Origin of the sequence: Nonomuraea sp. NPDC048826, assembly GCF_043198225.1 — a bacterium.
In the GTDB taxonomy this organism is placed as follows: Bacteria; Actinomycetota; Actinomycetes; order Streptosporangiales; family Streptosporangiaceae; genus Nonomuraea.
Map to the genome: position 1 here is coordinate 423,823 of NZ_JBICUQ010000004.1, position 14,070 is coordinate 437,892.

Consider the following 14,070-nt stretch of genomic DNA (forward strand, 5'->3'; position numbering starts at 1 on the left):
CTGCGTGGACAGGCAGGTGGGCAACCGCTACCGCCTCGTCGAGTCGCTCGGTGAGGGCGGCATGGGCGTCGTGTGGCGTGCCTACGACGAGCTGCTCGACCGTACGGTCGCGATCAAGGAGGTCCGCTACAGCGGGGTCGGCGAGGCGCAGCGGGCCGAGCTCAACCGCCGGACCATCCGCGAGGCCAGGGCCGCGGGGCGCCTGGACCACCCCTCGGTGGTGGTGATCCACGACGTCGTCGAGGAGGACGGGCGGCCGTGGATCGTCATGCAGCTCGTCCGGTCCCGTTCCCTGGCCGAGGTGATCCGCGACGACGGCCCGCTGCCGGCGCCGCGGGCCGCGATGATCGGCGCGCGGGTGCTCGACGCGCTCCGCGCCGCGCACGCGACCGGGGTGCTGCACCGGGACGTCAAGCCGGAGAACGTGCTGCTGGCCGACGACGGGCGGGTGGTGCTGACGGACTTCGGCATCGCCACGCTGGAGTCCGAGTCGGGGCTGACGGCGACCGGGAGCCTCGTGGGCACACCCGCCTACATGCCTCCCGAGCGGCTGAACGGCGAGCCTGCCAGGCCCGAGTCCGACCTGTGGTCGCTGGGGGCGACCCTGTACGCGGCGGTGGAGGGCGCGCCGCCGTTCCGGCGCGAATCGTGGGCGGCGACGGTGGCGGCGGTGCTCCGCGACGCGGTCGAGCCGCCCCGACGGGCCGGTGCGCTGACTCCGGTGATCATGGGCTGGCTCCAGCGCGATCCAGGCGCCCGCATGCCCGCCGACCAGGCCGCCCACCTCCTCGGCGCCGCCTCCACCGGCGGCCCGCCGTACGGCTTCCAGGGGCCGCAGGGAGCGCCGCAGCAGGACCCCGGCGGCCCGTACGCGCTTCCCGGCAGTTCCGGACCACCCGGAACGTCCCCGCAAGGGCCTGGCACCCCACCCCAGGGCAGCCCGTACGGAACCGCGCCGCAAGGCGGCCCGTACGCCGTCCCGGGCGCGCAAGGGACGGCGCCGCAAGGCGGTTCGCCGCAGGGGCCCGGCGGGTCGCACGGGAGGCCGGGGGCGTTCGGGACGGTGCCCGGGGGCGCGCGGCAGGGCGGGAAGCGGTGGGTCGTGGCGGTGGCGGCCGCGGCCGTGATCGCGGTGGTCGGCGCGGGCGGCGCGGTGCTGCTCACCCGGTCGGGCGACGACCGGGAACTCGGCGTGGAGGTCCGGACGACCTCGGCCGGGGACGCCACCGGCCGCCCGGGCGCCACCGGGGAGCCGGACGAGGACGGGACCCCGGCGCAGAGCGACCGGACCGGAGGCGCCACCCCCGGGCCGACGAACCCGGCGGGGAACGCGACCCCTGACCCGGTGAACCAGACCGGTGACCCGACTCTCGGCCCGACGAACCCGACCGGCGACTCAACCGCCGGCCCGACGTACCCGGCCGGGGACGCCACCCCCGACCCCGGCACCAGCGCGGGCGCGCAGGATCCCGCGGGACGGCGGGTTCCCGCCGGTTGGCGGGTGTACCGGAGCCCCGGCGGCGGGTTCTCCGTCGCGATGCCGCGCGGCTGGCGGGTGGTGAAGAACCCGCGGCGCGACAGCATCACCTTCAGCGGCCCCGGCTCCCCCGGCATGATGATCGTCGAATGGACCGTCCCCGAAGGCGACCATGCCACCCCGGCCGCCCACTGGCGGGCGCTGGAGCGGGAGATCCTGGCCAAGGGCGAGTTCCCCGGCTACGCGCGCATCCGCATCCGCTCGCTCACCTACCAGGGGCGTCCCGCCGCCGACTGGGAGTTCACCCGGCCGCGCGACGGCGCCCGGATCCGGGTGGTCAACCGCGGGTTCACCACCGCCGACGGCCGGCCGTTCGCGCTCTACTGGGAGACGACCGCCGCCCGCTGGGAGCGCGACAGGCGCTTCTTCGAGACGTTCGCGCGCACGTTCCGGCCGACGCCATGACCGGTCAGCCGCAGGAACGCGCCCGCTTCTGGCGCCATCCGGCCGTGCCGGAGGTGGATCTGCTCAAGGCCCGCTACGTCACCCATCGCTTCTCCCGCCACGTGCACGAGGGGTACGCGATCGGGATCATCATCGACGGCGTGGAGGAGTTCGACTACCGCGGCACCCTGCACCGGGCGGCGGCGGGCGAGCTGGTGCTGGTCAACCCGGACTCGGTGCACACCGGCCAGGCCGGGATGGCCGACGGGTGGGCGTACCGGATGCTCTACCCGTCGGTGGCCGCGGTCGGGGAGGTGGCGGGCGAGCTGGGCCTGCCGTACGGCACTCCCTACTTCCCCGAGCAGGTGGTGCGGGACCCGGAGGTGGCGGCGCTGATGGCGCGGGCGCACCAGGCGACCGAGCGCGGCGACGGCCTGGCGGCCTCGACGCTGACGCGCACGCTGTTCGCGCGGCTGCTGACCCGGTACGCGGCCCCGCGACCGGCGGTGACGCTGTCGCCGGAGGGACGCCGGGCGGTGCGGCAGGCGATGGAGGTGCTGCACGAGCGGCTGATCGACCCGCCGTCGCTGGACGACCTGGCGGGGCTGGTGGGCGCCCGGCCGTTCCCGCTGCTGCGGGCGTTCAAGGCGGCGACCGGGCTGCCGCCGCACGCGTACCTGAACTCGCTGCGGGTGCGGCACGCCAGGCGGCTGCTGCGCTCGGGCGTGCGGCCCGCGGACGTGGCGGCCGAGGTGGGCTTCACCGACCAGGCTCACCTGAACCGCCACTTCAAACGCGCCGTCGGGGTTCCCCCGGCCGCCTACCAACGCACCGCAGGAACGTACAAGAAACTGTCCTGACCTGCACATACCCTCGTATTCCATGGAACAGACGACACTCCGTTCCGCCGCCATACGGGACGGTCTGGGTGTGGGTCTGGCCGTCGGGCTGTCCGGGGTCGCCTTCGGCGCCGCGGCGGTCACGGCCGGGCTCACCGTGCCGCAGGCGTGCGTGCTCAGCCTGCTGGCGTTCACGGGGGCCTCGCAGTTCGCGTTCGCGGGCGCGGTGGGGGCGGGCGGCGACCTGCTCTCGGCCGCGTCAGGAGCGCTGCTGCTCGGCGCCAGGAACACGCTGTACGGGCTGCGCATGGCCGACGTGCTCCAGGTGCGCGGGGCGCGGAAGCTGGCCACCGCCCAAGGGGTGATCGACGAGACGACCGCCGTCGCCCTGGCCCAGCCGACTCCCGAGGCGGCCAGGGCGGGCTTCTTCACCACGTTCGCCGCGGTCTACGCCGGCTGGAACCTGACGACGTTCCTCGGGGCCGTCGGCACGAGCTCACTGGGCGACCCGGGGATGCTGGGGCTGGACGTGGTGGGGCCGGCCACGTTCCTGGCGATCCTGTGGCCGCGGCTGAAGGAGAGCGCCGAGCTGCGCTGGCTGGCCGCGGGCGGCATGGCGATCGCGCTGGCGGCCACCCCGTTCTTCCCGCCGGGGGTGCCGGTGCTGCTGGCGGCCGTGGCGGTCCTGGTGGTGATGCTGCGATGACCGCGCTGTGGTGGGCGATCGCCGGGGTGTGCCTGGGCTGCTACGCGCTCAAACTGGCCGGGCTGGCCGCGCCGCGCCAGGTACTCGACCATCCGGTGGTGCGCCGGTTCGCCGAGCTGGTGCCGGTGGCACTGCTGGCGGCGCTGATCGGGGTGCAGATGTTCACGCAGGAAGGCGCGCTCGCGTTCGACGCGGCCCGCACGGCCGGGCTGGGGGCGGCCATCGTCGCTCTGCTGCTGCGGGCTCCGTTCCTGGTCATTCTGGCGGCGGCCGCGGTCGTCACAGCGGTTGCCCGGGTCTTTCTGGGGTAGTCGCCCCGCATGTCCGATTCTGCGGGGATTGTTGGGGGCCGTTACCGGCTGGTCAGAACGATCGGCCGTGGCGGCATGGGCACCGTATGGCAGGCCCACGACGAGGTGCTCGGCCGGGACGTGGCCGTCAAGGAGGTCCTCCCGCCCCCTGATCTCACCGGACCGGAACGCGACGTGTTCACCGTGCGCACCTTCCGGGAGGCGCGGGCCGCCGGGCGGGTGGCCCACCCGTGCGTGGCCGCCGTGTACGACGTGGTGGAGGAGCACGGGCACCCGTGGATCGTCATGCAGCTCGTCCGGTCGCGGACGCTGGGCGAGCTGGTGCGCGAGGACGGGCCGATGCGGCCCGCCGAGGCCGCGAACGTCGGGCTGCAGCTGCTGGAGGCGCTGCGCGCGGCGCACGCGGCCGGGGTGCTGCACCGGGACGTCAAGCCGGACAACGTGCTGCTGACGGACGACGGCCGGGCCGTGCTGACCGACTTCGGCATCGCCACCACCGAGGACGAGGCACCCGTCACCAGGACCGGGATCCTGATCGGCACCCCGGCCTTCATGGCGCCGGAGCGGGCGGCGGGCGGTCCCGCCGAGGCCGCCTCGGACCTGTGGGCGCTGGGCGTGACCCTGTACGTGGCGGTGGAGGGGCACTCGCCCTTCCACCGGTCCAACGCGCTGGCCACGCTCGGCGCGGTCATGCACGCCGAGCCCGCCCCGCTCTGCCGGGCGGGCGTGCTGGCTCCGGTGCTGCTGGGGCTGCTGCGGAAGAACCCTGCCGACCGGATGACGGCCGAGGAGGCCGGTCAGCGGCTCGCCGCGATCATCAGGGGCGTCGGGGCCGAGCCGACCGGGCCGGTGCCGATCGCCGAGATGCCCGGTGCCGGCGACACGGCGCCGGAGAGCAGGCCGGCCGCGGTGCGGGTGGCGCCCGAGGGCCGGCGCAGGCTGCCGCTGCTCGCCCTGGGCGTCGGCGCGCTCGTCACGGCCCTGGTGACGGGGGGCGCGGCCTGGTGGTCGCACCGGCCGGCCGAGTCGACGGGCCCACCGGCCGGACCGCCGGCGGTGGTGCACACTCCGGAGAAGACCAAGAGCGTGTCCGACGCGCCCACCAAGACGGGGTCCGCGCGCGACGGCCGGACTCCGGCCACCCGGTCGAACGCCGCGCGCCCCGACGGCACGCCGCCTGCCTCCTACGAGCCCACCCGCCGGGCGCGGGACACGGGTCCTGACCGCGGGCCGGACAAGCGGGACAACCCCACCCCGAGGAACAAGAAGAAGGACGTCCCGTCGGCCGAGCCCACCCGGCCGGCCGAGCGGAAGCAGCCCAGCGAGGACGCCCCCGGCCGGGTGGAGCCCTCCAACGAGGGCGGCGCCCAGGCCCACCGCCACGGTCACGGCAGGCGATGAGCCGCCGGGGCCGCCTTCAGGATTCGGCGCGTACGAGGTCGAGGGCCTTCTGCAGGTCCTCGGGATAGTCGGTGCTGAACGACACCCACTCCCCGGTCGAGGGGTGCTCGAAGGCGAGCGAGACCGCGTGCAGCCACTGCCGGGTGACGCCCAGCCGGGCGGCGAGCGTCGGGTCGGCCCCGTACAGCATGTCTCCCACGCACGGGTGGCGCAGCGCGGACATGTGGACCCGGATCTGGTGGGTGCGGCCCGTCTCCAGCTTGATGTCGAGCAGCGACGCCGCCCGGAACGCCTCGATCGTGTCGTAGTGGGTGACGGACGGCTTGCCGCCCGCGACCACGGCGAACTTGCCGTCGCCCGACGGGTGACGGTCGATGGGCGCGTCGACCGTACCCCTGAACGGGTCGGGGTGGCCCTGCACGAGCGCGTGGTAGCGCTTGTCGACGGTGCGCTCCTTGAAGGCGCGCTTGAGGTGGGAGTAGGCGTGCTCGCTCTTGGCCACGGCCATCGCGCCGGTGGTGTTGGCGTCGAGCCGGTGCACGATGCCCTGCCGCTCGGCTGCGCCGCTGGTGGCGATCGTGTGGCCGGCGCCGAGCAGCCCGCCGATCACGGTGGGGCCGGTCCAGCCGACGGTCGGGTGGGCGGCCACCCCGATGGGCTTGTCGACGACGAGGATGTCGTCGTCCTCGTAGATCACCCGCATGCCGGGCACCGGCTCGGCGACCGGCATCGGCGTGGTGACCGGCGGCGGGAGCGTCACCTCCAGCCACGATCCGCCGCGCACCCGGTCGGACTTGATCGGGTGCTCGCCGTCGACCCGCACGTCACCCGCGGCGATCAGCTCCGCCGCGCGGGTGCGCGAGAATCCGAACAGCCGGGAGAGCGCGGCGTCGAGCCGCTCGCCCTCCAGCCCGTCGGGCACGGGCAGGCTACGCTGCTCGGCCACTCTTGACCTCCCTCGTTCCGTCGATCTGGTAGCCACGCCAGGCCAGGATCACCGCCAGGATTCCGCCGCACACGATGGCCGAGTCGGCCACGTTGAACACCGGGAAGTAGTCGATGACCGGGAAGTTGCCCGGCAGCACCTCGACGAAGTCGACCACGTGGCCCTGCAACTGGGTCGGCCGGCCGAACCCGGACGGGTAGCGCAGCAGCCGGTCGGTGAGGTTGCCCAGCGCGCCGCCCAGCAGCAGCCCCAGCGTGACCGCCCACGGCATGCCGGCCAGCTTGCGCGCGGTCCGGATGATGGCGGCCACCACGCCCGCGGCTATCAGGGTGAAGATGAACGTCATCCCGGTGCCGATGCTGAAGGCGGCACCGGAGTTGAAGATCACCCTGAACTGGAGGACGCCGGGGATCACCACCAGCGGCGGCTCTCCTTCCAGCGTCTCCAGCGCCACGGTCTTGGTGACGAGGTCGGCCACGTAGAGGAAGGCCGCGAGGGAGACGAGGACGGCGAGGACCCGCCCCCGGCGCCCGCCCGCCGCTACCGGCGCTCCTCCCTCTGCTTGCACGTCACGCACAGCGTCGCCCGCGGGAACGCCTGAAGGCGTTCCTTGCCGATCGGCTTGTGGCACGATTCGCACACTCCATAGGTCCCTGCGTCGATCCTGGCGATCGCTCGTTCGTTCTGCGCGACCAGGTCGCGTGCATTCAGGGTAAGGGCGATCTCGCGTTCCCGCTCGTACGTCTTCGCGCCGGCATCCGCCGTATCGTCGCCCGCGCCCTGCGTGACGTCGCCTGAGGCGATCTCGCTCTCGTGGCGCAGGATGTCGGCGTTGAGCTCGTCGATCTCGGTCTGCAGCCTGCCGCGTACCTCGGCCAGCTCTTGTTCCGACCACATCGACGGGGTCGCGGTCTGCGTGACTGCCGCCATGGTTGCCTCCATGCTGATTGGCAAGGCTGATCTCAGGCTGATCAAGGCCGTGAATGGTGCGGGCAGCTTAGGTTCCGGATAACAGAACGGCAAACGACCCGCCGGACGGATTACCTCTCCCGTACTATCCCGCCTCGCGCATTCAACTCCTGCGCAGGCGACTCCATTCCCACAAATTTGTCGCTTCCAGAGCTTCTCCCCCTTGCCGGTGCCGCCACCCCGAAACCTGGAAGCTTCAGCCCCCGCTCTGCGTTATGGTGTGAACCTGCAAGGCGTTGATGGGGCCCTCCTGCCGAGGGGCATCACCCCGGAGCCGCCGGAAGAACGGCTCGACCGAGCTCATTAGACCCGGCAGCAGATCGAAAAGAAGAGGGTCTCGCCCACCGCGAGGCCAAGAAGGGTGGTACCGCGGGGCCGGTCTCGGCTTCGTCCCTTCACGCACTGTCTGCCGATTCAGAGACGCGTGGAGGTCCCGCCCGACATGTCTTCACCATCGTTCCGCTCCCTTCCCGCGCAGGTCGACCTGCCCGCGCTCGAGCGTGAGGTCCTGGACCGCTGGAGCGACGGGAAGATTTTCGAGCGCTCCGTCCAGCAGAACGAGGGCAACCCCGCGTGGGTGTTCTACGAGGGCCCGCCCACCGCCAACGGCCTGCCCGGTGTGCACCACGTCGAGGCCCGCGTCTTCAAGGACATCTTCCCCCGCTACAAGTCGATGAACGGCTACAGCGTGCCGCGCAAGGCCGGCTGGGACTGCCACGGCCTGCCCGTCGAGGTCGGGGTGGAGAAGGAGCTGGGCCTCTCCGGCAAGCGCGACATCGAGTCCTACGGCATCGCCGAGTTCAACGCCCGCTGCCGTGAGTCCGTGCTGCGCCACGTCGACGCGTTCGAGCAGCTCACCGAGCGGATGGGCTACTGGATCGACCTGTCGACCGCCTACCGGACGATGGACCCCGAGTACGTCGAGGCCGTCTGGTGGTCGCTGAAGGTCATCTTCGACAAGGGGCTGCTGTTCCGCGACTTCCGGATCACGCCCTACTGCCCCCGCTGCGGCACCGGCCTGTCCGACCACGAGCTGGGCCAGCCTGGCGGCTACGAGACGGTGTCCAGCCCGTCGGTGTTCGTCCGGATGCCGGTGACCTCAGGGCCGCTGGCCGAGCTCGGCGCCAAGCTGCTCATCTGGACGACCACGCCGTGGACGCTGGTGTCCAACACCGCCGTGGCGGTCCACCCGGACGTGACGTACGTCGCCGCGCGCACCGCCGAGGGCGAGGTGCTGGTGGTGGCCGAGCCGCTGCTGGCCGGCGTGCTGGGCGAGGACGTCACCGAGGTCGCCCGCCTCACCGGGCGCGAGCTGGAGCACACCGCCTACGAGCGCCCGTTCGAGCTGGTCGACATCCCCGGCGCCCACTACGTGGTGCTCGGCGACTACGTCACCGTCGAGGACGGCACCGGGCTGGTCCACCAGGCGCCCGCGTTCGGCGCCGACGACATGGTCGTGATCAGGAAGTACGGTATGCCGGTCGTCAACCCGATCGGCCCCGACGGCCGTTTCCTGGACGACGTGCCCCTGGTCGGCGGCATGTTCTTCAAGGACGCCGACGAGCCGCTCACCGACGACCTGCGCGGCCGCGGGCTGCTGTTCCGCGGCGGCCACTTCGACCACAGCTACCCCCACTGCTGGCGCTGCCACACGCCGCTGCTCTACTACGCGCTCCCGTCGTGGTACATCCGCACCACCGCGGTCAAGGACCAGCTGCTGGAGGAGAACTCCCGGACCAACTGGTTCCCCGACACGATCAAGTGGGGCCGCTACGGCGAGTGGCTGCGCAACAACGTCGACTGGTCGCTGTCGCGCTCCCGCTACTGGGGCACGCCGCTGCCGCTCTGGGTCTGCTCGGCCGACGAGTCCCACGTGACGTGCGTGGGCTCGCTGGCGGAGCTGGGTGAGCTGGCCGGCCAGAACCTCTCCTCGCTCGACCCGCACCGGCCGTTCGTGGACGACGTGGCCTTCCCCTGCCCCACCTGCTCGGCCGAGGCGCGCCGGGTGCCCGACGTGATCGACGCCTGGTACGACTCGGGCTCGATGCCGTTCGCCCAGTGGGGCAAGCCGGGCAAGCCGGAGGGCGTCTACCCCGCGCAGTTCATCTGCGAGGCGACCGACCAGACGCGTGGCTGGTTCTACTCGCTGATGGCCGTGGGCACGCTCGTGTTCGGGCAGTCCTCGTACGAGAACGTGCTCTGCCTCGGGCTGATCCTGGCCGAGGACGGCCGCAAGATGAGCAAGCACCTGGGCAACGTGCTGGAGCCGCTGCCGCTGATGGACCAGCACGGCGCCGACGCGCTGCGCTGGTTCATGGCCTGCGCGGGCTCGCCGTGGTCGGCCCGCCGGGTGGGTCACGGCGCGCTGGAGGAGATCGTCCGCAAGGTCCTGCTGACCTACTGGAACACCGCCTCCTTCTTCACCCTGTACGCCAACGCCGAGGAGTGGTCGCCGGCCGACCTGGAGTCGGCGCCGCCCGCGGCCGAGCGGCCGCTGCTGGACCGGTGGGCGCTGGCCGAGCTGCACCGCACGGTCGCCGAGGTGACGGCCGCGCTGGACGTCTACGACACCCAGCGGGCCGGGCGCAGGCTGGCCGACTTCCTCGACGACCTGTCCAACTGGTACGTGCGCCGCTCGCGCCGCCGGTTCTGGCAGGGGTCGCGGGAGGCGTTCGCCACCCTGTACGAGTGCCTGGAGACGGTGACGCGGCTGATGTCGCCGATCACCCCGTTCGTCACCGACTACGTGTGGGACGTCCTGCGCGCCGAGGGCCAGCCGTCCTCGGTGCACCTGACCTCCTGGCCGCAGGTGCGCGAGGACCTGCTCGACCCGGCGCTGTCGGAGCGGATGGCGCTGGTGCGGCGACTGGTGGAGCTGGGCCGCTCGGCCCGCGCCTCCTCCGGCGTGAAGACCCGCCAGCCGCTGCGCCGCGCGCTGGTCGGGGCGCACGGGTGGCCGGCGCTGCCGGCCGAGCTGCGTGACCTCATCGCGGACGAGCTGAACGTCCAGACCCTGGAGGACATGTCGGGTTTCAGCGCCGATCTGGTCTCGTACACGGTCAAGCCGAACTTCCGGGCGCTGGGCAAGCGGTTCGGGTCGCAGACGAAGCTGGTGGCCGCCGCGGTCGGCGCGGCCGACGCCACGTCGGTGGCGCGCACGCTCCGCTCGGGCGCGGCCGTGACGCTTCCGGCGGGCGAGCTGGGCGAGGTGACGCTCGGCCCCGACGAGGTGATCGTCACCGAGCAGCCGCGCTCCGGCTGGGCGGTGGAGACGGGCGCGTTCGACACCGGCACCGGCGAGACGGTGGCGCTCGACCTGGAGCTGACCGACGAGCTGCGCCGGGCCGGGCTGCTGCGCGAGGTGATCCGCCTGGTGCAGGAGGCCCGCAAGGCGACCGGCCTGTCGATCACCGACCGGATCGGCCTGTGGTGGCGCACGTCCAACGCCGACCTCGCCGAGGCGCTGCGCGCCGCCGGCCAGACGGTCGCGGACGAGGTGCTGGCCACGTCGGTCACGGAGGGCGCGGAGCCGGGTCTTCCCGAGCACGCCGACGCCGACCTGGGCCTCACCTTCCAGCTCCGCCGCGCCTGACCGACCACGTGCGGCCGCCCCGCCCCTGAGCCATCCGGGACGGGGCGGCCCACGTCAGCGGCGTGCCGGCAGCCGCTCACCCGGGCGGCGGTCACACCTCGGCGGAACCCCCTGCGGGCAGCCTCCTGAACTCGGCGCCCAGGCGGTCACCCTCGCTGTCCAGCACGCTGTCGAGGACCTTGAGCCCCCACTCGTTGAGCAGCCCGTCGTGGATCGCGTACGCCCGGCGCGGCCGCACCGCCCGCAGATAGCGGATCAGATCCGGCACCGTCATCCACGGCGCCTGCCCCGGCGCCAGCAGCGTCGGAACCTCCACCACCGTCAGCGCGTCGCCCGGATGGAACACCTCCCCGTCGACCAGGAACCCCACATTGTCGACCGGCGGCACGTCGGGATGGCTGACGTGGTGCTTCTCCCCCACCACCGTCACCCGGAACCCGGCCACGTCCAGCACATCCCCGTCCTGCACCACGTGGACCCGTTCCCCCAGGTCCGCCAACTGCCGCGCCACCCCCGGACAGGTGTAGACGGGCAGCCCAGGATGCTCACGCAGCCGGTCGGCGTCGAAGTGGTCGAAGTGCTCGTGAGTGATCAGCACCGCCTCGACGCCCCGCAACGCCTCGGGCTCGGGAGTCATCAACCCCGGGTCGACGACCAGGGCCCGGGAGTCCTTCTCCAGCCGTACGCAGGCGTGACCGTACTTGGTGATCCTCATCGCGCCATCCTGCCGCCGACCCCGCCATCGGCCCCCGGCCGATCGCGCAGGGCAGAACCGTCCTGCGGTCACCCCAGCCGGTGACCGGCTTACGGTCGCGCAGTCGTCCTGACAGACGGAGCAAACCGTGATCAACCGACAGTCCCACAGCCACGCCCGGCAGACCCAGATCCACCCAGCAGACCGCCACGCAGCCACACCGCCGCACCGTCACGCAGCCGCACCGCACCGCACCGCCACGTAGTCACGCAGCTGCACCGTCACGCAGCTGCACCGCCGCACCGTCAGGCCCCCACGCCCCGGCGCTGACAAATACCGCAGGCCGCAGGCCGTGACAAAGTCTCATGGCGCTGGCCGTCGGCGCGCGGGATGTGACTAGCTGACGGTCTCGCGGTCGTGCTGGCAGACGGAGCAGGCGGTCAGACCGGCGGTCTCCGCCTGGTGGCGGGTCATGGTCTCGACGCCCGAGTCGCCCGCGCCTCTGACCAGCGGGCAGTCGGTGCTGTGGTAGCGCCGGGTGCCGACGATGACCTTGACCGTCGTGGACCGGCGGGCCTCGGCGTCACCCTCGGGACGGGCAGGCTGCTCGTCAGGCTGGCGCTTCGTCGCGTCGGCGTCCTCGCTCCCACCAGGCTCGCCCGGACGACCGGACGCCGCCTTCCCGCCTTCCGGCTTCGCGCCGGACGGGCCGGAGTCGCTCGGAGTGCCCTTGGGAAGCGGTCCTTGGGCCTTGGCGGACTCGGCCGACGACGGCGGCCGTCGCGCACCGGCAGGCGACGCGGGCTCGAAGAGGGAACGCGTCCTGACGGTCTTCTCGGCCTCTTCCGCCGGATCCTCAGCGGGTGTGGGAGCTGAGCCCCGTTCGTCACGCGCTGCCGGACCACCCTTGCCGGGAGCCGCCACGGGCGCGGAGCCGGAAGTCTGGGAGCCGGAAGTCTGTTCGCCACGAGCGGCGGACCGCTCGGCGCCGGACGAGCCGGCCGCGGACGACGGCCCACTGGCCGGGTCCTCTTCACGCGACGTGGCCTTGCGCCCCTCGGCAGGTACGGCACCACCTGCCCGGGGTGTGCCGGAGTCGCCCGTCTGGGGTTGGCCGGAGTCGCCCGTCCGAGCCCGCCCGGAGTCGCCCGTCCGGGGCCGATCGGAGCCGCCCTTCGCCGAGGCCGGCGGCTGAGACACCGGGGTGCCGTCGGCGGTCACGCGCGGTTGCGGGCGGGTGTCGGGACCGGAGTCGAGGTCCGGCTCGTCCGCGGGAGACGCGTACGGCCGCTTGCCCTGCTCCTGTCCCCGCCCGGCCCCTTGAGCACCGGGCCGCTGCGACGAGCGACCGGATCCCTGAGCATCCCGCTCCGAACCCTGCGAAGCACCGCCGGAATCCTGAGCATCGCGCCCGAGCCCCTGCGGCGCACGGACAGAATCCTGCCCCTCACGGTCCGAACGACCAGTGCCGTGCCCACCAGTGCCGTGCCCACCAGTGCCGTGCCCACCACGTTCCGACGCCTGCGGAGAGCGGCCGGAGTCCTGCCCACCACGCTCGGAACCTTGCGGCGCGCGGCCGGGGTCCTGCGCAGCGCGCTCCGACCCCTGCGGCGCGCGGCCGGAGGCCGGCGTGGGGTGGCTCGGGGGCTGGGATCCGGTGCCGGGGGGCTCCTGGGTCTGCCCAGACTCTCGCGGACCGCGACCGGCCCCCTGGTCACTGCTCCGCTCGGCCGACGGCCGGTCCTGTGAACCAGGACGGCCTTCGGCGGGACGGCCCTGGACCTGGCGGGGCTGCTCGGCGAAGGAGGTGGTGGCGCGGGAAGCCTTGGGGTCGGGCGCGTCGGCGGCGGGCGAGGACGGCTCGCCCTTGCCCACGGACGGCGGAGCGCCTTCCGGGCGGCCGGGCGGCGGAGCGCCTTCGGGACGGCCGGGCGCCGACGGGCCCTCGGACTGAGAGGTGCGGCCGAACCAGCCCGATTCGGGCGAGGCGCCAGGCTCCGGAGCGGGGGTGGAAGCCTGAGCCGCGGGCTTCGGCTGGACGACCGGCGGCCGGAGGTCGCGGGTCGGCTCGGAGGGTTCGGCCAGATGGGCGGCGGGGACCGCGGGGTCCGCGTCGTCGACGGGAGGCAGTTGCCGCCCGCCGAGCGCGGCGTCGGGCAGGCAGGCGGTGCAGGGGGTGAACCCCTCCTCGCGTGCCTCCTCGTAGGTGAGCTCCTCGTGATCCCGCCCGGTCAGCTGGCGGCACGCCTGGACGTGGTATCGCTTGCGCCCGGGGATCACCAGCACGATCGCGTCGGGGGAGATGCCCCCGGCGGCGGCGGACCGGTGCGGCGTGGGGACGCCGGGCGCGGGCGACGGCACAGGTGACGGCACAGGTGACGGCATCGTCGCCGTCCGCGGGTAGGGATGCGGACGGGGCGACGGCTGGGCCCCCATGGGGCCGGTCTGGGGGTACGGCGGCACGCCAGGAGGCACGACCCCGGCCGGAGGCGGGGTGGTCGGCACAGCGGCCTGCCCACCACCGGGGAACAGCTCGTGACGCCGCAGCAGCGCTCCGATCACGAGGAACAGCGCGGACAGCACGCTGACCACGATGGACCACATGATCAGGAACGGCTTCGCCAGTACGAAGCCCGCGATCAGCAGGATCACTGCCGCGAGCACCAAACCAGCACTGATAAGGATCACTAG

Annotated in this window: 11 protein-coding genes; 6 read left to right on the forward strand and 5 right to left on the reverse strand. The window is 73.2% G+C overall.

All coding sequences use genetic code 11. The features are described from left to right. The first annotated feature begins 4 nt into the window (after nucleotides 1–4). From ACGFI7_RS16460 to ACGFI7_RS16480, 5 genes are read left to right on the forward strand one after another with little or no spacing between them, the layout of a single operon-like run. Entirely contained in the window at nucleotides 5–1,942 is a 1,938-nt protein-coding gene (locus ACGFI7_RS16460) for a protein kinase (protein ID WP_393404871.1), read from the forward strand. Beyond that, on the forward strand, nucleotides 1,939–2,781 hold the full coding sequence (locus ACGFI7_RS16465) for an AraC family ligand binding domain-containing protein (RefSeq protein ID WP_393404874.1): 843 nt from the start codon (nucleotides 1,939–1,941) through the stop codon (nucleotides 2,779–2,781). Before ACGFI7_RS16460 ends, ACGFI7_RS16465 begins: the two co-directional genes overlap by 4 nt. Before the next feature lie 22 nt (nucleotides 2,782–2,803). Further along, nucleotides 2,804–3,466, forward strand: coding sequence for an AzlC family ABC transporter permease (locus tag ACGFI7_RS16470; protein ID WP_393404877.1), 663 nt, complete (start codon nucleotides 2,804–2,806; stop codon nucleotides 3,464–3,466). Next, nucleotides 3,463–3,777: an AzlD domain-containing protein gene (locus ACGFI7_RS16475; protein WP_393404879.1), complete on the forward strand. Its 315-nt coding sequence runs from the start codon at nucleotides 3,463–3,465 to the stop codon at nucleotides 3,775–3,777. The genes ACGFI7_RS16470 and ACGFI7_RS16475 overlap by 4 nt, the downstream gene beginning before the upstream one ends. 9 nt (nucleotides 3,778–3,786) lie before the next feature. Beyond that, nucleotides 3,787–5,178, forward strand: a complete 1,392-nt coding sequence (locus ACGFI7_RS16480; protein ID WP_393404882.1) for a protein kinase — start codon at nucleotides 3,787–3,789, stop codon at nucleotides 5,176–5,178. Nucleotides 5,179–5,194: 16 nt separating this feature from the next. Here the strand turns inward: ACGFI7_RS16480 and ACGFI7_RS16485 are convergent, their stop codons facing one another. From ACGFI7_RS16485 to ACGFI7_RS16495, 3 genes are read right to left on the reverse strand one after another with little or no spacing between them, the layout of a single operon-like run. Further along, complete coding sequence (locus ACGFI7_RS16485) at nucleotides 5,195–6,124, reverse strand: RluA family pseudouridine synthase (protein WP_393404885.1); 930 nt, start codon at nucleotides 6,122–6,124, stop codon at nucleotides 5,195–5,197. Then, nucleotides 6,108–6,692: a signal peptidase II gene (locus tag ACGFI7_RS16490; protein WP_393404887.1), complete on the reverse strand. Its 585-nt coding sequence runs from the start codon at nucleotides 6,690–6,692 to the stop codon at nucleotides 6,108–6,110. Before ACGFI7_RS16490 ends, ACGFI7_RS16485 begins: the two co-directional genes overlap by 17 nt. Beyond that, nucleotides 6,665–7,066 carry a TraR/DksA family transcriptional regulator gene (locus ACGFI7_RS16495; protein WP_393405687.1) on the reverse strand — a complete coding sequence of 134 codons (402 nt, stop codon included), beginning with the start codon at nucleotides 7,064–7,066 and terminating at the stop codon, nucleotides 6,665–6,667. Before ACGFI7_RS16495 ends, ACGFI7_RS16490 begins: the two co-directional genes overlap by 28 nt. A gap of 469 nt (nucleotides 7,067–7,535) precedes the next feature. Between ACGFI7_RS16495 and ileS the strand changes: the two genes are divergently transcribed. After that, on the forward strand, nucleotides 7,536–10,685 hold the full coding sequence (gene ileS / locus ACGFI7_RS16500; protein WP_393404889.1) for an isoleucine--tRNA ligase: 3,150 nt from the start codon (nucleotides 7,536–7,538) through the stop codon (nucleotides 10,683–10,685). 91 nt (nucleotides 10,686–10,776) lie between these two features. Here ileS and ACGFI7_RS16505 read toward each other — a convergent pair whose 3' ends face one another. Together ACGFI7_RS16505 and ACGFI7_RS16510 are read right to left on the reverse strand one after the other, a co-directional pair. Then, nucleotides 10,777–11,400, reverse strand: a complete 624-nt coding sequence (locus tag ACGFI7_RS16505) for an MBL fold metallo-hydrolase (RefSeq protein ID WP_393404891.1) — start codon at nucleotides 11,398–11,400, stop codon at nucleotides 10,777–10,779. Nucleotides 11,401–11,775: 375 nt separating this feature from the next. Continuing rightward, nucleotides 11,776–14,043, reverse strand: a complete 2,268-nt coding sequence (locus ACGFI7_RS16510; RefSeq protein ID WP_393404894.1) for a hypothetical protein — start codon at nucleotides 14,041–14,043, stop codon at nucleotides 11,776–11,778. Nucleotides 14,044–14,070 lie beyond the last annotated feature (27 nt).